This window comes from Aeromonas sp. SrichE-2G, assembly GCF_017939565.1.
GTDB lineage: Bacteria > Pseudomonadota > Gammaproteobacteria > Enterobacterales > Aeromonadaceae > Aeromonas > Aeromonas taiwanensis.
Genome location: NZ_JAGKRG010000004.1, coordinates 489,201 through 508,473, shown reverse-complemented (window position 1 = coordinate 508,473; position 19,273 = coordinate 489,201). Strand labels below are relative to the sequence as shown.

The window sequence follows — 19,273 nt, the reverse complement described above, 5'->3', positions numbered from 1 at the left end:
TTCGGGTATGATCCCTTCCCCCTTTTCCAGCCAGCGTGCCCTATGTCCGTCATCGTCGATACCTTTGTTGCCCCGCCCTGCGACGCCGCCATCGAGATCCTCTTTGCAGACGAACACCTGCTGCTCATCAACAAGCCGAGCGGCCTGCTGAGCCTCTCGGGCAAGAACCCGCAGAACCTCGATTCGGTGCACCATCGGCTGGTGCAGGCGTACCCCGGTTGCACCCTGGTGCACCGCCTCGACTTTGGCACCTCGGGGATCATGGTGGTGGCCAGGAACAAGGGCATCAATGCCCTTCTCTGCCACCAGTTCAGCCAGCGCACCGTGAGCAAGGCTTACGAGGCCCTGCTGTGCGGCCATCTGGCGGCGGACGAGGGGGTGATCGACGCCCCCATCGCCAAGGATCCGGCCCTCTTCCCCCTGATGAGCATCTGCGCCGTCCGCGGCAAGCCGGCCCGCTCCCGCTTTCAGGTGCTGGAGCGCCTGGTGCGCCGGGAGGCGCAGGGCGACATCCCACTGACCCGGGTCAGGCTGGTCCCCGAGACGGGCCGCACCCACCAGCTGCGCATCCACAGCCAGTGGCTGGGGCACCCCATCCTCGGCTGCGATCTCTATGGCGGCCTGCGGTTGCCCGGCACCGAGCTGACGCCGCGGCTGATGCTGCACGCGAGCGCCCTGGACCTTGTCCATCCAGTGAGCGGCGAGCCCATGAGGGTGCGGTGCGATGCGCCCTTCTAGGGGCGGTGGGGATTCGACGGGGGGAGAACGCAGAGAAGGAGAGACGGCGGAGAATGGCGAATACGGCGGATAAAGATAGGGGCCGCGCTTTCGCAACGGCCCCCACCCCCCACGCGGTGTGGTGCTATCAGATCAGCTTGCGGGCGGCGCCCAGCACGATCTTGATTGCATCAGATTCGGTTTTCGCCATGGTTTCGGCGTTCGGGATTTCCTGCTGGGTACGGTTCACGATGACACCGGCTACCATACCGGCACGCAGGCCCTGGCTGGAGCACATGGTCAGCAGGGTAGCGGACTCCATCTCGTAGTTCAGCACGCCCATGGCTTGCCACTCCTTCATGGAACCCTGGAAGCGTTGTACCACGCGACCGGATACGGTGTCGTAACGCTCCTGACCCGGGTAGAAGGTGTCGGAGGAAGCGGTCACGCCCACGTGCAGCCTGGAGCCCAGCTCCTTGGCGGTCTCGACCAGTGCGGTGGTGCACTCGAAGTCGGCCACGGCCGGGAATTCCATCGGGGCAAAGTGCAGGCTGGCACCGTCGAGGCGCACGGAGCCGGTGGTGACGATGACGTCGCCCACGTTCAGGTGCGGCTGGATGGCGCCAGTGGTGCCGATGCGCAGGAAGGTGCGGATCCCCAGCTGGGCCAGCTCTTCCACGGCGATGGAGGTAGAGGGGCCACCGATACCGGTGGAGCAGACGATGACGGCCTTGCCGTCCATCTCGCCGCGCCAGGTGGTGAACTCGCGGTGGCTGGCCAGCAACACAGGATTGTCCATCAGCTCGGCGATGCGCTTCACACGCTCAGGATCACCGGGAACGATCGCCAGGGTGGCGCCTTGCAGATCCGCTTTCTTCAAACCCAAGTGAAATACGTCAGACATAGTGGACTCCTGATTGCGCCCCGCCGCCTCGCGACCGAGTGCAGTGAAGGTGATTCTTTATGGTACTTTCAAGCCTGTTTCCCCTCGTTCGGGGAGGGGCCAACTATGGTCGAAACCCTTTTCCAATTCCTTGATGCGCTTCACACTTCTGCGCATCAAAGATGACAAAAACGGCGCGAAACGTTTTCTAACGTGATGAATTTATTGAAAAACGTTTTTATGCTCTCCCGTAATCAACCTCCCTTGTCAAGCCCCTCTCCACCCTTCATAACCAGAGCGCGATCGAGTCCACAAACTTGCAAACAAGATACTATTGAACCCTGTTCATCCCCTTCGACGCTGCTATGTTGGCGCCCGTATACCACTTAATGGCTAAGCAAACGGAGTCCATCATGGCAACATTCAAGTTCTACATTCCCGCTATCAACCTGATGGGGGCGGGCTGCCTGCAAGAAGCGGCGGCCGATATCCAGGGCCATGGGCATCGCAAGGCGCTGATCGTCACCGATCGCGTGCTCAACCAGATTGGGGTGGTCGCCAGGCTCGGCACCCTGCTGGCGGAACACGACATCGACAGCGTGGTGTTTGACGAGACCAAGCCGAACCCCACCGTGGCCAACGTGGAAGCGGGTCTTGCGATGATCAAGGCCCATGGCTGCGACTGCGTCATCTCCTTGGGCGGCGGCTCTCCCCACGACTGCGCCAAGGGGATCGCCCTGGTGGCCGCCAACGGCGGCGGCATCAAAGACTACGAAGGGGTGGATCGCTCCGCCAGGCCGCAGCTGCCGCTCATCGCCATCAACACCACCGCCGGCACCGCCTCCGAGATGACCCGCTTCTGCATCATCACCGACGAGGCTCGTCACGTGAAGATGGCCATCATCGACAAGCACGTCACCCCCCTGATGTCGGTCAACGACCCCGAGCTGATGCTGGCCAAGCCCGCCGGCCTCACCGCCGCCACCGGCATGGATGCCCTGACCCACGCCATCGAGGCCTATGTCTCCACCGCCGCCACCCCGGTGACCGATGCCAGCGCCGTCATGGCGATCCAGCTGATTGCGAGGCACCTGCGCACCGCCGTCGATCAGGGGGATGATCTGCACGCTCGCGAGCAGATGGCCTACGCCCAGTTCCTGGCCGGCATGGCGTTCAACAACGCAAGCCTGGGCTACGTGCACGCCATGGCCCACCAGCTCGGCGGCTTCTACGACCTGCCCCACGGGGTCTGCAACGCCGTGCTGCTGCCCCACGTCCAGGCCTACAACGCCCAGGTGAGCGCAGGCCGCCTCAAGGACGTGGCCGGTTTCATGGGCGTGGACGTGAGCGCCATGAGCGACGAGCAGGGCGCCGCCGCCGCCATCGAGGCCATCAAGGCACTGGCCCGCGACGTCAAGATCCCCGCCGGCCTGGAGCAGCTCGGGGTCAGGGCCGACGACTTCGACGTGCTGGCGGACAACGCCCTCAAGGACGCCTGCGGGTTCACCAACCCCAAGCAGGCGAGCCACGCCGAGATTGTCGCCATCTTCCGCGCCGCCATGTGACGGATACCAGATTGCCAGGGCCGCCTTGCGGCCCTTTTTATTGGCTGATGGATCAATGGCTTTTTACTTCCGCACGGGGAGTGGGTATGATTTGGCGAGCTAAAAAGACTGTATGGATGATCTGAACCCGATATGCGGATGAAACACCTGATTGCCGCGGCCCTGACCGCCCTCACCCTGTCCGGTTGCAGCCTGGTCTATCGCATCGATATTCCCCAGGGCAACTACGTGGAACAAAAGCAGGTCGACAAGCTGCGCCAGGGCATGACCCGCGAGCAGGTCGAGTTCGTCCTGGGCTCCCCCATGCTGCGCGACGGCTTCGACCCCAACACCTGGTACTATCTCTACGAGTTCCAGCCCGGTCGTGGCGACAAGGAGCGCAAGGAGCTGACCCTGAACTTCGTGGGTGACAGGCTGGCCACCGCCACGGGAGACTTCCCCCTCCCCGCCGCCTTCACGACCCCGCTCTGATTTCCATGACAAAACCGGCCCAGGCCGGTTTTGTTTTATCCGGGGACAAGCTAGCCAGGGCGCCGCTGCCGGGCCATGCTCGAGACACATCGCCCGTATCGTTCCAAGGAGGTCGTCATGAGCCAGATCCTGATCGCGGGGGCGACCGGCCTCATTGGCCGGGCCCTGCTCCGCGAGCTGGGCCCCGAACACCGGCTCACCCTGCTCTGCCGCACGCCCGGTGACCCCGCCCCCCATCGCACCTGGTTACCGGTCCCGTTCGACGCGCTGGACGCCGTGCAGCTGCCCAATCCCGTCGATCTCGCCTTCTGCTGCCTCGGCACCACCCGCAGGGAGGCAGGCTCCGCCGAGGCCTTTCGCCGGGTCGACCTCGACTATGTGCTGGCCTTCGCCGCCCTCGCCCGCCGCCACGGCTGCCGACGCCTGCTGGTCATCTCCAGCCTGGGGGCCAATCCCCGCTCCTTCGCCCTCTATCCCCGCACCAAGGGGGAGATGGAGCAGGCCCTGCTGGCACAGGAGTGGCAGCGGCTCGTCATCCTGCGCCCCGCCATGCTGCTCGGCGATCGCCAGCCACCGCGCCTGTCGGAGCAAATCACCCAGGCCATCTACCCGCTGATAAGGCCGTTGCTGCGCGGACGTCTGCGGCGCTGGCGAGCCATAGAGGCCAGCCAGGTGGCCCACTCCATGGCGCTGCTGGCGCAGCAGGAGCGCGGCATCGAGACCGTGGAGAACGAGCGCCTGCTCGCGCTGTAAATGCCCAGCCTCGGCGGTGTCATGACCAGGAGAGATCAACAAGGGGCGCCGCAGCGCCCCTTGTCATTGCATCCTTCGTCAGGCTGACTCGCCGTCGTCCCGCTTGCGGTGGACGTCCGGTCGCCCGCCGGTGACCACATCGGCCCGTCCCTCTTCCTTGGCCTTCTCCGCCCGCTTCTTGCGCATGTCCTTGGGATCGGCGATGAGGGGGCGGTAGATCTCGATGCGATCCCCGTCCTGCACCGGTTCGCTCCCCTTGACCGGGCGGCTGTAGACGCCGAACTTGTTGACCGCCAGATCGATCTCCGGGTGCTTCTGCACTATGCCGGACGCCTCGATGGCAGCCAGCACGCTGGTGCCCGGGGCGACGCGCAGGCTGAGCACAGTTTGCCGCTCGGGCAAGGCATAGGCCACTTCGATATTGAGCAGGTCAGACACCGTACACCACCTTGGCGCGATTGGAGAAGGCGAGCACCATGGAGCCCACCAGTTCACGGAAGATCTGGCCAAATGCCAGCTCGATGAGCTTGGAGGTGAACTCGAAGTCCAGATCGAACTCCACCTTGCAGGCGTCCTCGTCCAGGGGCGTGAAAGTCCACCACCCCGCCAGCTTGCTGAAGGGGCCCTCGACCAGCTCCATCTTGATGGTGCGGTTGACGTCCAGCTGATTGCGCGTGGTGAAGGTCTTGGCGATGCCCGCCTTGGCCACATCGACCGAGGCCATCATGTAGTCCTCCCCCGACTCGTGCACGCGGCTGCCGACACAGCCGGGCAGAAACTCGGGATAGGCGTGAACATCATTGACCAGCCGGAACATCTGTTCCGCGCTGAACATCACCAGGGCACTGCGAGTAATACGGGGCATGGGTTTTCCTCATCAATCGGGCCGATTTTATCACCATGAACGCACTTTTGGAGGTAAAACCTCGGTCAAACTGTTCAGAAAGCGGCCACTCGAGCCGCTGCGCGTTTTACAGCCGTCCCCGCCTACGTATAATACGAGCCTCCCAGTCATTGCCGGAAATCGCCCGTCATGAGCAAAAAGAACAGTAAAAACAAAGCCGGGTCCAACACCATTGCACTCAACAGAACCGCGCGCCACGAGTACTTCATCGAAGAGAAGATCGAGGCCGGCCTGTCCCTGCAAGGGTGGGAGGTCAAATCCCTGCGGGCGGGCAAGGCCAACATCAGCGAGGCCTACGTCATCTTCCGTGATGGCGAAGCCTACCTGTTCGGATCCAGTTTCCTGCCGCTGCAGGCAGCCTCCAGCCACGTGGTGTGTGACCCGACCCGCACCCGCAAACTGCTGCTGAGCCGTCGCGAACTCGACAAGCTCGAGAGCCTGATCGCCCGCCAGGGCTACACCATAGTGCCGCTCGCCCTCTACTGGAAACAGTGCTGGGTCAAGGTCGAGATTGGCCTGGTGAAAGGCAAGAAAGAACACGACAAGCGCGAGGACACCAAGGCCCGCGAATGGGATCGGGAAAAAGCCCGCATCATGAAGAACAAGAACCGCGGCTAATCCGATAGCACGACAAGGTCCGGGTCACAGCCCGGACTTTTTCTTTTCCGGCCCGCAGCTTGCGTTCTCCATCCCTCTGGCGCCCAATAAATCAGCAGTCGAATGGCCATGACCGATCGATTGCCATCAACGCCTTGCCATGACAGCATTTTTGCGTACAATCCCTCTTAACAACTTGGGGCTGATTCTGGATTCGACAAGATTCACGAAACCCAAGGTGCATGCCGAGGTGCGGTAGGCCTCGTTAATAAACCGCAAAAAAATAGTCGCAAACGACGAAAACTACGCACTCGCAGCTTAATAACCTGCGCAGAGCCCTTCTCCCCTAGCTTGCCTGTGTCCTAGGGAATTGGAAGGTCATCCTTCACAGGATCGTGTGGAAGTCCTGCTCGGGGCGGAAGCATTAAAACCAATCGAGCTAGTCAATGCGTGGCGTGTCTCTCCGCAGCGTGTTGGCGAATGTAAAGAGTGACTAAGCATGTAGTGCCAAGGATGTAGTAATTTTGGACGGGGGTTCAAATCCCCCCAGCTCCACCAAACGTTTGGAAAGGGCCACCTCGCAAGAGGTGGCCCTTTTTTATTTGTTCATGTGCTTCACAACGACCCAACCTGTTGGCTTTTCGAGATCACTCTCACGGATTGATAGATCTGCTGTGGAGGCAAAACCAGTAATATAACGCACTGGTTCATATGGATTCGTCATGCGCTTAGAGGATGCCTGCAGCCAACATTTCACCTTCGAGATGCTGTTTCACTGTGGTGAAACCTGGCAACGCATCCAATGCCCAAACTTGCCGCAACAAACCGAAAGCTGGCTGGCCTACCGTGAACTGGCGACACATATTCTCGACCCGCTGGTAGAAGCATTTGGCCACCCTTTGCTTACCTATGGGTTTTGCGGAGTAACACTGCGCAAAGTCATTCTTTCCAACGCCTCCCCCGGTATAGCCCCCACACTGGATCAACATGCGGCCTGTGAACTCAATCAGCTAGGAAGAGTTATCTGTCCTCGGCAAGGGGCCGCGGTTGATCTGATATACCCAGGGAAGAACAGCTATCAGGTAGCCCTTTGGTTGGCGCAGCACACCCCGTTTGATCGTCTCTATCTCTATGGCCCAGACCGGCCACTGCATATCAGCTATGGGCCCGAACAAAACCGCGCCTTGGTCGAACTCACCACTCACCATGGAAGACGAATGCCCAAGCGGCTGACACTCACCCAACTCAAAGGAATGTGCTGATGCTGACCCCCGAGCGCTTCACGCAACTGGTCGCTGCCCTGCCATACAAAAAAGTGCTGCCCGACGCGGTCTATCTGCACAAAGAAACCCTGGCCACGACCAGCCCACAGCTCTACCGTTTTGTCTGTGCGGTGGCACAAGCGCTCAAACTGCCGGAGTGTGAATGGGATCTGGTCAAGTTGGCAAAGCAGGACTTTCGGCTGTCACTGCTCAGCTACCCCACATTCTTCGAAGAGGCCTACCCCAGCCTCAAGCAGAGCGTGACCGTTGATCTGGCCAAACTGAGCCATACCGTTACCCGCTACGACAGCCAAGACAATCCCCCCATTCTGCATCGCAAAGAGTGCATGCTGACCCCCGATCACCCACAGGCAGAGAGCTGTCGCCAGATCACCGAAGAGGGGGAGTTGGCGGGACTTTACGATCATCCCCGCATGATTGGCTTCAAAGCATCGTGGGAGCGGCTTATTGCAAGACATGGCTACCAACTGGTTGATGGGCGCCTGTTTCGCACCTCCGCCCTGCCGCCCGAAGAGGGGGGCCCACAAATTGATCGCCATAAAACCGCGCTGGTTCGCCATGAACTCTCAGCCCCCATGAAGATGCTGGCACGCCATGGTTATCTCGACGGCGACTATGCGCTGTTTGATTACGGTTGCGGTCGAGGGGATGACCTGCGGGAACTCGAAGCACACGGTATTGACGCGCTGGGCTGGGACCCGAACTTTCGCCCGGATGGCGAGAAGGTGCTCTCCCATCTGGTCAATCTCGGTTTTGTGATCAATGTGATTGAGGATCAAGATGAGCGGATGGAGGCACTGCTCGGCGCCTGGGAGCTGACCCAAACACTGCTGGTCGTCTCGGCCATGCTGGCCAACGACAGCTTTATTGCCCAGTTCACCCCTTATAAAGATGGCGTCATCACCTCGCGCAACACCTTTCAGCGCTACTACAACCAAAGCGAGCTCAAGCACTACATAGACAAAACACTGGATGAAAATGCCATCGCCGTGGGGCCCGGCATCTTCTATGTGTTCAAAGACAAGCTCGAAGAGCAGCGCTTTTTGGCGCAGCGTCAACGCCGAAACCACAGCTGGCAACAGCTGACCTCGCCCACCCCCAACCATCAGGCCGCAGCAGCACTACTGATCACTCGTCATCAACCGCTGTTTGAAGCCTTCTGGCAGCGGGCTCTGACCCTTGGCCGAATTCCCGCCAATGACGAATTTGAACAAAGCGACGAATTAAGAGAGATAGCAGGCAGCCATCGCAAAGCCATGACCCTGCTTGGCCAGCATTTTGACCTTGCCCAGTTAAAGCAGGCCGAGCTGGAGCGGCAGCAAGATTTGCTGGTCTACCTGGCGCTCAACCTGTTTGGCAAACGCCAAGCCTATACCATGTACCCCAGCGAGCTGCAGCGGGATATCAAAGCCTTTTTCGGTGGCAACCCGCAAGCACAACAGGCCGCCAAAGCACTGCTCTACCAGATTGCGGATATCGCCCTCATCAACCAGGCCTGCGAGCTTGCCCATCAACAGCTCCCCAACAGCCTGCTCTATCCCAGCCATTCACTGCTGCTGCACAAATGCTTTGTTGCGCAATTACCACCTCTGCTGCGTGTCTACCTCGGCGCGGCTTGCCAGCTCTACGGTGACTTGACCGATATCGACGTGATCAAGCTGCACATCCGCTCCGGCAAGGTGAGCCTGATGGGGTATGACGACTTCAGCAAACCCATCCCCCATCTGGTGGAGCGGGTCAAGATCAAGATGGCCGATCAGGAGGTCGACTTCTTTGACTACATCAATGAGCAGACCCGGCCACCACTGCTCAACAAAAGCTATCTGATGGCACCGGATGATCCGAGCTTCAAGGCACAACGAGCACTGGAGCAAAGACTGAACAAACTGCTTGGGATGGATCTGGAAACAGAGCATCACCTGAGTCGCCAACTATATGAATCAGCTCTCAAAGAGCAAAAAAGGCGAATTTCAGGCTTTCGTATTTGTAGCGTAAAAGAGTAAAATCAGCGCCCAAAAATAACGTAAAAACCACTTACTCCTCGCTAAAACCTAATCTACAGTCTTATAACAACACGTGGTTACGTTAATTTTGACGTAAACACAGAGCTCAAATAGGGCTAGTCAGGAGCATCATCATGAACCACTTCGACGCTGACTACTGCTACTCATTCCCCGCAGTGCGTGGGATACAAGCCGGTCGCCCCTTCTATATCGCGACCTGCCCGATGCGCATCATCCCCAAAATTTTCAACTTCGATGAGAGCGAAGTCCCCCCTGAATTGCGGGCTCAACGCACATTGAACAAATCCCGGATCCCGGAAATGGTGCGATACCTCTTGGAGAATCCCAAGGATTACGTATTCTCTGCCTTGACTGCGTCAATTGCTGTTGACGTCGAGTTTGCTGAGCACCCCGGCTCCAACAATCTGGGCACTTTACGGGTGCCCATGGATGCACAGATCCTGATCAACGATGGTCAGCACCGCCGCAAAGCTATCGAAGAGGCGTTGGTAGAACGCCCCGAACTGGGTCAGGACAACATCCCTGTCTTGTTCTTTGTCGACGAAGGGTTAACCCGAAGCCAGCAAATGTTTGCTGATCTCAACAAGTACGCGGTCAAACCCAGTCCGTCACTGTCAACGCTCTATGACCATAGAGATCAAGGCTCTGAGCTTGCTCGCCATTTGGCTACTAGCATGGAGCCCTTCGTCGGGCTTACTGAGATGGAAAAGTCGAGCATCTCCCAGCTCTCCAGCAAGCTCTTCACCTTAAGTAGCATCAAGCAGGCAACTCGGGCCCTACTGGGCAAGGGGCCTAAAGAGGGCTGCACAGATGAAGAGGCCAAGCTGGCGGCTCTCTATTGGAAAGCGGTCTACGACCAGATGCCAGATTGGCAGATGGCCAGTCGTAAAGAAGTATCGCCAGCCCAACTCCGGCAGGAGTATGTCCATGCTCACGGGGTCGGCCTGCAAGCTCTCGGGATGCTCGGCCGCTTTTTGATAAGCGAGCATCCTGATACCTGGCAAGCAGACCTTGGTAAGCTCAAAACCATTGATTGGCGCAAAACCAACCCGGAATGGATTCGCAGAACCATGTCGCATGGCAAGCTAAGCAAGTCAACCACCGCGCTCCAGCTTACCTGCAACGCACTTAAAACATCACTCAACCTCCCCCTCACTCCCGAGGAGAAGGTACTTGAAGCTCAGGTTGTCTCTCAATGAACCCCTTGATTCAGGCCCATGATCTGGCCGATTACGAAGATTTCATCAATACCGAGCCCTTTGCCGGCCGCCCACTGGCAGAGTATGTAGCTGAAGTACAACGTATCTATTGCGCAGACAAACGTCCCTGGGTCATTGGTTATAGCGGAGGTAAAGACTCTTCTGCTGTGCTGACGCTGGTCTATCTGGCACTGCTGGGGTTACCGCCTGAACTGCGCCACAAAGATGTCTTTGTCGTTTCATCAGACACCCTGGTCGAGACCCCTGTTGTCGTCGATTTGATCATTCGGACCATGGATCAAATCGAAAAGGGCGCCAAACGCGATGCGTTACCCATTACCTCTCACCCTGTCGTACCCAAAACCCATGAGACGTTTTGGGTAAACCTGCTCGGCAAAGGCTACCCTGCCCCGACTCGCAGCTTCCGCTGGTGTACCGAGCGAATGAAGATCAACCCGGTCAGTGACTTTATCAAAGACAAGGTCAGCCAGTTTGAAGAGGTGATCGTTGTGCTTGGCTCTCGCAGCAGCGAGAGTGCTTCCCGTGCCCAGGTCATTGCCAAGCACAAGATTGATGGAACCCGTCTTGCCCGCCATACCACGCTGGCCAATGCCTTCATCTACACCCCTATCGACACCTGGGATGTTGAGGATGTCTGGAAACTGCTGCGCGGCGCCTTCAAATACGCGCCGGATGATGTGGAAGAGTGGGAAAATCCCTGGGGCGGCAATAATCGCCCGCTCTGGACTCTTTATATGGACTCCTCGGGTCAGGGTGAATGTCCATTGGTCATTGATGACAGCACCCCCTCTTGTGGTAATTCACGCTTTGGTTGCTGGACCTGTACCGTGGTCACCAAAGACCGAGCCATGGAGAGCCTGATCCAAAACGGCGAAGACTGGATGCTACCCCTGCTCAAGTTTCGTAATCAGCTAGCTCTGACCACAGACCCTGCGCAAAAAGATACCTACCGTAACTACAAGCGCCGCACCGGCAAGGTGAGCTACCAATACGCCAAAGAGGGTGAAGAGCTTAGCGCAGAGCGCAAGCACGTTCCCGGCCCTTATTGGCTGAAATACCGCCAAGAATGGCTTAAAGAGCTGTTGGAGATGGAGCGTGACCTCAACTTGCGTGGCCACGCCATTACTCTGATCACCAAGCCAGAGCTACATGCGATTCGCCAGGAGTGGTTAACCGACCCTAACGAACCGGATTGGAATGACTCACTGCCAGCTATATATCGGGAAGTGTATGGCGAAGACCTCGACTGGCTAATCGACGATCAGTCACGCTTCAATGCCAGCGATGCCGAACTGCTGGCACAACTAAGCCAGGGCTATGATGTCGAGCCCGAAATGGTGATGAAGCTGATAGAGCTCGAAATATCCCTTGAAGGGCTTAGCCGCCGCCAAGGCGTTTTCGCCAAAATAGGAACCATCCTGAAACAGGATTGGGGCAGCCTCGAAGCCATTGAGCAGAAACAGGCACAATTACAAAAGCGCAATGAGCGCGATCTCTATCAAGAAGAAGTGGAACAAATTGAACAGTCGCTTGCTGGATTGCAAAAGCAATTGGCACAAGCCGACGATATGGCAGCACTGTTTAGTGAGGCAGTAAAAAATGATCATTAAGAAGTTGGTCTTGCATAACTTTCGTGTATTTCGTGGTCACCACGAAATAGAGCTGACCCCACAAAAACGTGGAAATGAGAACATTGATAGACCTATCGTGCTGTTCGGTGGCCTCAACGGCGCTGGCAAAACGTCGATTTTGTCAGCCATCCGTTTAGCGCTGTATGGACGCCTGGCCTTTGATAACCTCATCCACAATCAGGACTATATTGACCAACTTACTGCACTTATCCATAACGGTGTCAGTGTCTCTCAACAACCTAAAGATGCCTCTATCGAGCTGGTTTTTACCTATAACCAGGGGGGCACTGAGTCTGAATTTACCGTTATTCGCAGCTGGAATCGCAATAAAAAAGATAGACTCAAACTGCTGCAAAACGGAGTCGAGCTGGACGAGCTTAACTATGAACAGTGCCAGGGTTTTCTCAATGAGTTAATCCCGCACGGTATTGCTGATCTCTTCTTTTTTGATGGCGAAAAGATCGCCTCATTGGCAGAGGATGAATCGGGCAAGATTCTGCAGACCGCGGTACGCCGCCTGCTCGGCCTTGACCTGATCGCCAAACTGCGCACCGACCTTGGCATCTATTTAAAGCAGCAAGGAGCCAAAGAGCTGGGCACCCAACAACAGCACAAATTGGCCGAGCTGGAGCAGAATAAAAAGCAGTTTGCCAAACAGGCCGAGCATTATCGATTTGAAGCTGACTTGGTGATGGCAAGGATTGGCCTTATTACCCAGGATATTCAGAAATATGAAGCCATGCTGGCAGCACAAGGCGGTGCTTTTGCGCGGACAAAAAATCAGGAGCAGCAGAAAGTTGCTGAACGGGTAAAAGAAAAAGAACAGCTTGAAAAGAGTCTGCGCCATGAATGTGATGGATCACTCCCCTTTGCATTGGCCCCCAACACCATGGCCAAACTGCAGCAACAGCTGGCCAGAGAAATAGAGATAAAAAGGGCTCGCAGCTTTTCCCAAGAGCTCAATCTTTTTCTCGAACAGCTTAAAGCCAATATCGGCTTTAAAGGTAAAGAGACGCTGGCCATCACAACCCAGGCGATCGAAGAGCAGCTTGACAGCTTTATGGCCAACAAGCCGCAAGGTGAAGTCCTCTTTGACATCTCTGAGCGCGAGACTCACGTCATCATCGCGGCAATCAGTGAGGATTGCCAACGGGCCTGGAGCAAATTTGATGCACAACGTCGTGAATTGGCCGAGGTTGAACATCAACTGGAGCAAGCAGCCAGCAATATTGAGCGAGCACCTGATGATGAGCAGCTGATGGATATTTTCCAAACCCTGCGAGACATGGACAATCAACGGCAAGAAGAGCGCCACAAATACAAGGCTCTGCTGGAACAAGCCAAACAAGCGGTAATGAGTCAACTGGATTGCGCCCGCCAGATCCAAAGATTGCATGATAAAGCCAGAGAGCAATATGGTGCCGTGAGTGCCGTGCAATATGCCAATGAGACCATCAGTTTACTGGATGAGTACAGCGATGTATTGACCCAAGCTCGGGTTAAAACGCTGGAGCAGAATTTTGAAGTGGCCTACCGAAAATTGGCCAGAAAAGAAGATCTGCAGATTAAGGCCAGGATCAATCCTCACACCTTTGATGTAGAGCTGGTAGACGAAGCTGGGATAGCTATCAATAGAAAGTCACTCTCTGCTGGTGAGAAGCAAATTTATGCCATCGCGATCCTGGAAGCCTTGGCTAAAACATCTGGTCGACAACTGCCGGTCATTATTGATACCCCGCTGGGGCGTCTTGACTCACACCATAGAGACAAGCTAATTCATCACTACTTCCCCTTTGCCAGTCATCAGGTGATATTGCTGTCGACCGATACAGAAGTGGATGAACGTTATTTTGCCAGTGCTCTGGTGGATGATATCTCTCATGCCTATCAGATCCGCTTTGATGCGCTGACCAAGTCATCAAAACTGACCAAGGGCTACTTCTGGAAAGAGAGTCCTGCCCAAGTGCAAGCCAAGGAGGTTTATTAATGCTCCCGAATCGCATGCAACTCACCCGCCAAACGGAAGAGCAGCTTAAACGATTAAAAGCCAATACCGGGATCACTCCCAATGTGGCAGCTCGCCTGGCTTTTTTTCGTTCAGTGGAAACTGATTTTCGCTACCATCCTGACCATAAGAAACTAGATGGCAGCCTAGTCCTCGACAAAATAACCTGGCTGGGAGAAACACTGGTTGTGACCGAGCTCACCCTCCAGATGATTTATCCTGACCTGGATCATAAAGAGTGGATAAAAGCCTGGGCGGCTCATGTTGAGGATGGCATAGCATCATTACGCAATCATAGAAGTTTAAACGCATTCACGAATAATTTATGAAAAAATAAAATGACACCATCTATATGGTGTCATTTTATGACCAACTCTACATGGAGCACTAAACACCTAGTCAATATAACTCCAATACTTTCCTTTCTAAGTTAGAAAAAATCAATTTCTGGAATATCCCCACTTTGTGTTTCTGTATTGAGTAGTGCTGATGCTTTTTCAGCGATAGAATTAAGTAAAGTGTCTACACCTGTATCATCAGTTGGATTATCTATCAACCAACTTGAAATCTCGGACATACCAGTGTTAACGTATTCTTGAAAAATTCTCCAACACTGTTTGTCATCCTTGAGTACATAGGGATCTTTAGTCTCCAAAAGAGCAATAAGATAGACTAACCCTTCTTTCTGGTTGTTATAAAACACCCTATCTGGAATCTCTGTCCCGTTGTTTTCCACGGGTATGCGACCCTTTTCCATCGCGATCATGGCAGAGAATATCGAAAGATCCATATAGGTATTAAATATTTTCTCGCCGGTTTGTGCAACTTTGTCATCCACTAATTGGGCACACAGATTGCTGTATTTTTTGTCAATATAGATCGTGGCCATTATTTAACCTCAAGGATGGATGTTCCATCAAAATCACTGTCGTAGTTTGACTGATTGAATACTTTTCCATATATATTAATCTCATCAAGCGGTTTGCTACCACGTGCAGATTTTTTGTGTGATACCAATATGTACTCTCGGCCCACCTTACTTTTAATCTCTTCACCCACAGTCCCCCTCCAATGGGACGATGATAACAAAAGTACGAGCTGCTCGGAATTTTCTGGTAAAAAGCGAGCTGTGGCTTTGCGATAGGTCTCGTCGAGTTCACCAAAGGGAGCATCAATGATAAATGGTGCAACAGTACCAGGCTGAAGAAACTTGCCTTCCGCTTTACTACGTTGGGCTGCCATCTTTATCAAGGCTGAGACAAATGCCAAATTTAAAAGCAGTTTCTCTCCTTTACTTTTAGCTACAATGCCACCGCCTTCACGTATAAGCTCGAAGTTAAAACTATCACTTACCTTAACAGAGAAATCTTTTCGGCTGAATTTACTTAGAATCTCATTGACGTCTGCAGCAATGAGTATTTTAGACTGCGTTTCTGTCTCGCTTAGCTTAACATTGCATAGGCTAATAAGCTCTTCGATAAAGGCAATGGATTGATAAATCTGATAGCTTTCGGCATCTTGCGGAGAGTGCTTCTCCACCTCTCGCTTAATTTGTTGGATAACAGCGAGTTTGGCATTAATTTCCCTCACTAGAGAATTAATAGATACCTCTGCACGAGACAATTTAGATGCAACTTCACGTTCTTTCGCTCGTAATTCTTTGAGAATTGTATCATCAATATCATCGATTTTGATGTTTAAATCATCTCTAAGATCACCAAGGTTTGCTAGCTCATTATGTAACTTCTTAATAGCCAGATTAATATCGTTGTATTCCTCGATGAATGTTTGCGCACCATTACCAATGGTTTGAGCAAAAGAACGAGCTTTCATTATGTTATTCTTTATTTCTGGTGTATTAGCACGATCTAAAAGACCGACAATTTTCTCGTGCTCTAGGGTCCCTTCTTTGACATCACGACCGCAGATACATAGTCCTGAAGACACAATATCATTAACCAGGGTTTCATCATAAGGAGCTGGTATTCTGCCGGTCAGAGTGCTGGTATCGATAAAATCCAAGCTACTTTCACTTAGCTCAATTCCAAAAACCTTCCACCCATAGGTACTAATAAGGCGCTGCCGCTTACTATTCTCACGCTGTAGATCATGATTACGACGTCTGATGGTATCCTCTGTATTCGATAGGCGTTTTTTCAGATCGGTAGCATCAGTATTCTTGCAATTGATTATCGCCTCTTCAAGACTCCTCTTTTCTGCATTAAAATCACTAATATTTTCCATAAGTTGCTGTTGTTTTTCTTGCATTCCTTTCAGATCAGACTCGTGATTGTTAAGTTCCGAGTGGGCTTTAATGAATTTATTTTGGTTAGCATTGATCTTCTGGAGACGAGATTTCCATTTTTGCTTGATTACATCTAGATCATGAATCGCTTGCTCTGCTAAAGTAAAACCTAAAATATCCCGAATCGCTTTGCGAAAGTTAGATTCTTTTGACTGAAGTTGAGAAATCCCTTCGCCATGGAATAAGAAATACTCTGCCATGTCTTCAGGAATGACACTATTAAGCAATCGTCGTTCACTGCGAATTGGCTGATAGCTACCATTATCAATAATAAATAAATCTAGTGTTGACTTTTGTGTCTGCCCATCATATCTTCTATTAGCACCATATGTTTTCCCCTCGTGAATAAACTCCACTTCTACTTCACACTGATTAATCCCATTGGCCTCTGCATCAATATTGATAATATTTTTTTGCTGTTCAAAATCAGCAGTGAATTTATCGTAAAAGCACCAAAGAATACTATTAAGCAAAGTTGTTTTACCGACACCATTTTCTGCATGTATCAACGTGACATTACGTTCAGGGTCGATTGAAAAGTCAATGATGTTATTTTTACCATAAAACTGGCGAAAATTAATTAACTTAATTCTTTTTATCTTCATTGTTATATTTCCCAATTCCCAGTAATACGATGCGTTCAATCTCATCCTGTCTAGCGGATGATGTAGTATTATCGAGCCCATACGAATATTTTTTTTCTGCACGTATAATCTCGTGGATCGTCAATTCATGGATGCTCAAATTACTATCAAGCAGATCTGGCTTATCAGTTAACTCATTTAGATACTTTTTTACTTCATCAATATTCATTGTCATAGTCCATGCGCAATTTGTTAAGGCTTAGTGAGGAAAAATCTTCAACCCGGCGTAATTCTTGCTGCATCATCGAGGCAAAGCAATTTTGATGCTTTCGACCAACAGGGGGGATGGTTACAAAGTCATAGATAACAGCCTTGTCTTTATTAGGTGCTCGCCGCAACACCCGACCGCGTCGCTGTACATATTGTCGTTCGTTACGTGAGCTTGCCATGATAAAAGCTTGGCTGCAGGCTGGTATATCGATTCCTTCATCTAACACCCGCTTAGAAACTAGAGCATCGATCTCTCCATTTTTAAAATTCTCCATGATCTGCTTTCTCATTGATAGCGACTGTTCACTGGTAAATTTCGAAGTACGCCAACCTCTTTGATGTAAAATCTTGGTGACTTCATCAATTGTTTTCTCATCGTCTTCAAAATTATTATCTCCCCCTCCTTCACCGCAGTAAAACAACGTATGAGTTTGCACCCCTTTTTCTTGGACTAGTCGATCCAAATGCTCAATTTTTGAAATTATATTACCTAACAAACGGGTACGCTTGAGATAAAGGTGCATTAATACATCTTCATTCACTATACCGCCGGATTCTTTTATCGATTCCATCTGGGCGATCTTCGCGGACAGAGCCTCATAGTTGTCGGCCTCGTCATTATTCATCTCGCAGATAATGGGAAAGTAGTCATAAGGACACAACACCTTGTCATCAATCGCTTCTTTAAGACCATATTCAGCAGCCACCTCACCATAGTAGCCAGTCAAAATATCTCGTTTATCTATTTCACTGTCAGTCCACGGAGTAGCAGAAAGACCCAACCGTAACCTAGCTTTAGGCAGAATATTTATCAACCTAGAATTCGCATGGTTATGGCATTCATCACCAATAAATAACAGTCTATCTGAAGGTACTTTATTGATCTCGTCCAGAAATGTTGACTTTTTTAATGTGTCATTGACCACGACAATTCCCAAAAAGGTTTGGGTGGTGGCAATATTGAATTCCGCAATCCTGTTTTTAAATTCTTGCAACCAAATATTTTGCGATTTATAACAAAGTAGAGCATGGATATTAAATGCCTTCATTTCCTCATGCCATTGCTCTGCTAATCCTTGGTAAGGCACCGCCACCACCACACACAATCCACGAGCAAAATGTTTATGTGTTGAAAGCACTGTACTGGCGTGCAGGGCAGTAATGGTTTTACCCGCCCCGGTAGCTAATTTTAGTATTCCGTGATATTTCTGCTTGATCCAGGAAGCTAACGCCTCTTTTTGATGTTCTCGAAGCTGATACTTATGGCGACCGATGAATGCCGGTAACTCTGGCAGTTCACGGAATGGTTCCCAACTCTTTTCCTGAATATCTTGCTCAAGCTGTTGTAACTCATTTATGATGCGCGTTACATCCTTACCATCATGGTATGCAGCTAGCTGTGCGATGAATTCTGCGCTTGCTGGAACAGTTTTAGTAACCGGTAGCTCATCTCGCCAAAGCCTTTCAAAACGGTCTTCAATATCTAGGCCATAGCATTTGTAGATTGCCTCATCCCAACTAAAATAGGTGTTTATCGACTCCGAGTTTAGATCATCGCATAGTGCGTTTTCAGTTTCGTTTGCCGAACCGATAAAGGCTACACGGTCATAAGCAGCATCACGGATAATTCCAATTTTTTCGTGATACATGCCTCTTGGACGAAATGCAAAACGGATTTGTAAACGATTAGTCGCTACCAAAAAAGATAGGGTGTCGAAGCGACGGCACTCTAGGTTGGTTTGCAGATTGGCAAAGAAGTCTGCTGATTTCTGCTGTATAACAGTCAAATGCGGCCCGATACCTATACCGTTTTGGATCGCATCAAAGTCTTCTGTGCTAACAGGATAACCAATAATCAATCTCATGGTCCCACCGGATTGCAGCAACGGAGCTAATCCACGTGCAGCAATGCTTAACGATGCGGAGGAGAAAAAACCGACTGCTCGGTCGTAATAACAACTGCTTTTCAGCGCAGGCACATAAAAATCTTTTACTATAGAACTATCTTCAGACGAATATGTATAACGTAAACCCGCTTGTTTCAGCATATTTTTATCGCTA

The 19,273-nt window shown here is 52.5% G+C and carries 17 protein-coding genes and 1 other RNA gene; 12 read left to right on the top strand and 6 right to left on the bottom strand.

The window, feature by feature from the left end:
- The first annotated feature begins 42 nt into the window (after positions 1-42).
- Positions 43-738, top strand: a complete 696-nt coding sequence (locus J9885_RS04385) for an RluA family pseudouridine synthase (RefSeq protein WP_210548211.1) — start codon at positions 43-45, stop codon at positions 736-738.
- A gap of 127 nt (positions 739-865) precedes the next feature.
- Here the strand turns inward: J9885_RS04385 and udp are convergent, their stop codons facing one another.
- Positions 866-1,621 (bottom strand): uridine phosphorylase, encoded by a 756-nt coding sequence (gene udp / locus J9885_RS04380; RefSeq protein ID WP_210548210.1) that lies wholly within the window; start codon positions 1,619-1,621, stop codon positions 866-868.
- A gap of 392 nt (positions 1,622-2,013) precedes the next feature.
- Between udp and yiaY the strand changes: the two genes are divergently transcribed.
- The 3 genes from yiaY to J9885_RS04365 all read left to right on the top strand — a co-directional run bounded on the left by yiaY (position 2,014) and on the right by J9885_RS04365 (position 4,389).
- Positions 2,014-3,165 carry an L-threonine dehydrogenase gene (gene yiaY / locus J9885_RS04375; protein ID WP_210548209.1) on the top strand — a complete coding sequence of 384 codons (1,152 nt, stop codon included), beginning with the start codon at positions 2,014-2,016 and terminating at the stop codon, positions 3,163-3,165.
- A gap of 132 nt (positions 3,166-3,297) precedes the next feature.
- Complete coding sequence (locus tag J9885_RS04370; protein ID WP_005325779.1) at positions 3,298-3,636, top strand: outer membrane protein assembly factor BamE; 339 nt, start codon at positions 3,298-3,300, stop codon at positions 3,634-3,636.
- A 117-nt stretch (positions 3,637-3,753) separates the two neighbouring features.
- On the top strand, positions 3,754-4,389 hold the full coding sequence (locus J9885_RS04365) for an NAD(P)H-binding protein (protein ID WP_210548208.1): 636 nt from the start codon (positions 3,754-3,756) through the stop codon (positions 4,387-4,389).
- 78 nt (positions 4,390-4,467) lie between these two features.
- Here the strand turns inward: J9885_RS04365 and J9885_RS04360 are convergent, their stop codons facing one another.
- Entirely contained in the window at positions 4,468-4,827 is a 360-nt protein-coding gene (locus tag J9885_RS04360; protein ID WP_210548207.1) for an RnfH family protein, read from the bottom strand.
- Positions 4,820-5,254: an SRPBCC family protein gene (locus tag J9885_RS04355; protein ID WP_043761925.1), complete on the bottom strand. Its 435-nt coding sequence runs from the start codon at positions 5,252-5,254 to the stop codon at positions 4,820-4,822. Before J9885_RS04355 ends, J9885_RS04360 begins: the two co-directional genes overlap by 8 nt.
- 168 nt (positions 5,255-5,422) lie before the next feature.
- Here J9885_RS04355 and smpB point away from each other — a divergent pair, with 168 nt between their 5' ends.
- The 8 genes from smpB (at position 5,423) to dndE (ending at position 14,382) form a co-directional block, all read left to right on the top strand.
- On the top strand, positions 5,423-5,911 hold the full coding sequence (gene smpB, locus J9885_RS04350) for an SsrA-binding protein SmpB (RefSeq protein ID WP_017766150.1): 489 nt from the start codon (positions 5,423-5,425) through the stop codon (positions 5,909-5,911).
- A 177-nt stretch (positions 5,912-6,088) separates the two neighbouring features.
- Positions 6,089-6,448, top strand: a transfer-messenger RNA (tmRNA) gene (ssrA, locus tag J9885_RS04345).
- Between the two features lie 164 nt (positions 6,449-6,612).
- The gene (locus J9885_RS04340) at positions 6,613-7,152 is read left to right on the top strand and encodes a hypothetical protein (RefSeq protein WP_210548206.1); all 540 of its coding nucleotides are present in this window, start codon (positions 6,613-6,615) and stop codon (positions 7,150-7,152) included.
- Positions 7,152-9,176: a DNA phosphorothioation-associated putative methyltransferase gene (locus J9885_RS04335; protein ID WP_210548205.1), complete on the top strand. Its 2,025-nt coding sequence runs from the start codon at positions 7,152-7,154 to the stop codon at positions 9,174-9,176. Before J9885_RS04340 ends, J9885_RS04335 begins: the two co-directional genes overlap by 1 nt.
- Before the next feature lie 134 nt (positions 9,177-9,310).
- Positions 9,311-10,396: a DNA sulfur modification protein DndB gene (gene dndB, locus J9885_RS04330; RefSeq protein ID WP_041209432.1), complete on the top strand. Its 1,086-nt coding sequence runs from the start codon at positions 9,311-9,313 to the stop codon at positions 10,394-10,396.
- The gene (dndC, locus tag J9885_RS04325) at positions 10,393-12,027 is read left to right on the top strand and encodes a DNA phosphorothioation system sulfurtransferase DndC (protein WP_210548204.1); all 1,635 of its coding nucleotides are present in this window, start codon (positions 10,393-10,395) and stop codon (positions 12,025-12,027) included. Before dndB ends, dndC begins: the two co-directional genes overlap by 4 nt.
- Positions 12,017-14,035: a DNA sulfur modification protein DndD gene (gene dndD, locus J9885_RS04320; RefSeq protein ID WP_210548203.1), complete on the top strand. Its 2,019-nt coding sequence runs from the start codon at positions 12,017-12,019 to the stop codon at positions 14,033-14,035. Before dndC ends, dndD begins: the two co-directional genes overlap by 11 nt.
- Complete coding sequence (gene dndE, locus J9885_RS04315; protein ID WP_150388946.1) at positions 14,035-14,382, top strand: DNA sulfur modification protein DndE; 348 nt, start codon at positions 14,035-14,037, stop codon at positions 14,380-14,382. The genes dndD and dndE overlap by 1 nt, the downstream gene beginning before the upstream one ends.
- A 101-nt stretch (positions 14,383-14,483) precedes the next feature.
- Here the strand turns inward: dndE and J9885_RS04310 are convergent, their stop codons facing one another.
- The 3 genes from J9885_RS04310 to J9885_RS04300 all read right to left on the bottom strand — a co-directional run bounded on the left by J9885_RS04310 (position 14,484) and on the right by J9885_RS04300 (position 19,260).
- Positions 14,484-14,942 (bottom strand): hypothetical protein, encoded by a 459-nt coding sequence (locus tag J9885_RS04310; RefSeq protein ID WP_150388945.1) that lies wholly within the window; start codon positions 14,940-14,942, stop codon positions 14,484-14,486.
- Complete coding sequence (locus J9885_RS04305; protein ID WP_150388944.1) at positions 14,942-16,963, bottom strand: AAA family ATPase; 2,022 nt, start codon at positions 16,961-16,963, stop codon at positions 14,942-14,944. Before J9885_RS04305 ends, J9885_RS04310 begins: the two co-directional genes overlap by 1 nt.
- 197 nt (positions 16,964-17,160) lie before the next feature.
- A complete protein-coding gene (locus tag J9885_RS04300) occupies positions 17,161-19,260 on the bottom strand; it encodes a DEAD/DEAH box helicase family protein (protein ID WP_210548202.1) in 2,100 nt (699 codons plus the stop codon).
- Positions 19,261-19,273: the final 13 nt, after the last annotated feature.

What these genes read in the sequence shown, in the direction of transcription:
- J9885_RS04385 (WP_210548211.1), top strand. Translation starts at nt 43, where the DNA reads ATGTCCGTCATCGTCGATACCTTTGTTGCCCCGCCCTGCGACGCCGCC.
- udp (WP_210548210.1), bottom strand. Translation starts at nt 1,621, where the DNA reads ATGTCTGACGTATTTCACTTGGGTTTGAAGAAAGCGGATCTGCAAGGC.
- yiaY (WP_210548209.1), top strand. Translation starts at nt 2,014, where the DNA reads ATGGCAACATTCAAGTTCTACATTCCCGCTATCAACCTGATGGGGGCG.
- J9885_RS04370 (WP_005325779.1), top strand. Translation starts at nt 3,298, where the DNA reads ATGCGGATGAAACACCTGATTGCCGCGGCCCTGACCGCCCTCACCCTG.
- J9885_RS04365 (WP_210548208.1), top strand. Translation starts at nt 3,754, where the DNA reads ATGAGCCAGATCCTGATCGCGGGGGCGACCGGCCTCATTGGCCGGGCC.
- J9885_RS04355 (WP_043761925.1), bottom strand. Translation starts at nt 5,254, where the DNA reads ATGCCCCGTATTACTCGCAGTGCCCTGGTGATGTTCAGCGCGGAACAG.
- smpB (WP_017766150.1), top strand. Translation starts at nt 5,423, where the DNA reads ATGAGCAAAAAGAACAGTAAAAACAAAGCCGGGTCCAACACCATTGCA.
- J9885_RS04340 (WP_210548206.1), top strand. Translation starts at nt 6,613, where the DNA reads ATGCGCTTAGAGGATGCCTGCAGCCAACATTTCACCTTCGAGATGCTG.
- J9885_RS04335 (WP_210548205.1), top strand. Translation starts at nt 7,152, where the DNA reads ATGCTGACCCCCGAGCGCTTCACGCAACTGGTCGCTGCCCTGCCATAC.
- dndB (WP_041209432.1), top strand. Translation starts at nt 9,311, where the DNA reads ATGAACCACTTCGACGCTGACTACTGCTACTCATTCCCCGCAGTGCGT.
- dndC (WP_210548204.1), top strand. Translation starts at nt 10,393, where the DNA reads ATGAACCCCTTGATTCAGGCCCATGATCTGGCCGATTACGAAGATTTC.
- dndD (WP_210548203.1), top strand. Translation starts at nt 12,017, where the DNA reads ATGATCATTAAGAAGTTGGTCTTGCATAACTTTCGTGTATTTCGTGGT.
- dndE (WP_150388946.1), top strand. Translation starts at nt 14,035, where the DNA reads ATGCTCCCGAATCGCATGCAACTCACCCGCCAAACGGAAGAGCAGCTT.
- J9885_RS04310 (WP_150388945.1), bottom strand. Translation starts at nt 14,942, where the DNA reads ATGGCCACGATCTATATTGACAAAAAATACAGCAATCTGTGTGCCCAA.
- J9885_RS04305 (WP_150388944.1), bottom strand. Translation starts at nt 16,963, where the DNA reads ATGAAGATAAAAAGAATTAAGTTAATTAATTTTCGCCAGTTTTATGGT.
- J9885_RS04300 (WP_210548202.1), bottom strand. Translation starts at nt 19,260, where the DNA reads ATGCTGAAACAAGCGGGTTTACGTTATACATATTCGTCTGAAGATAGT.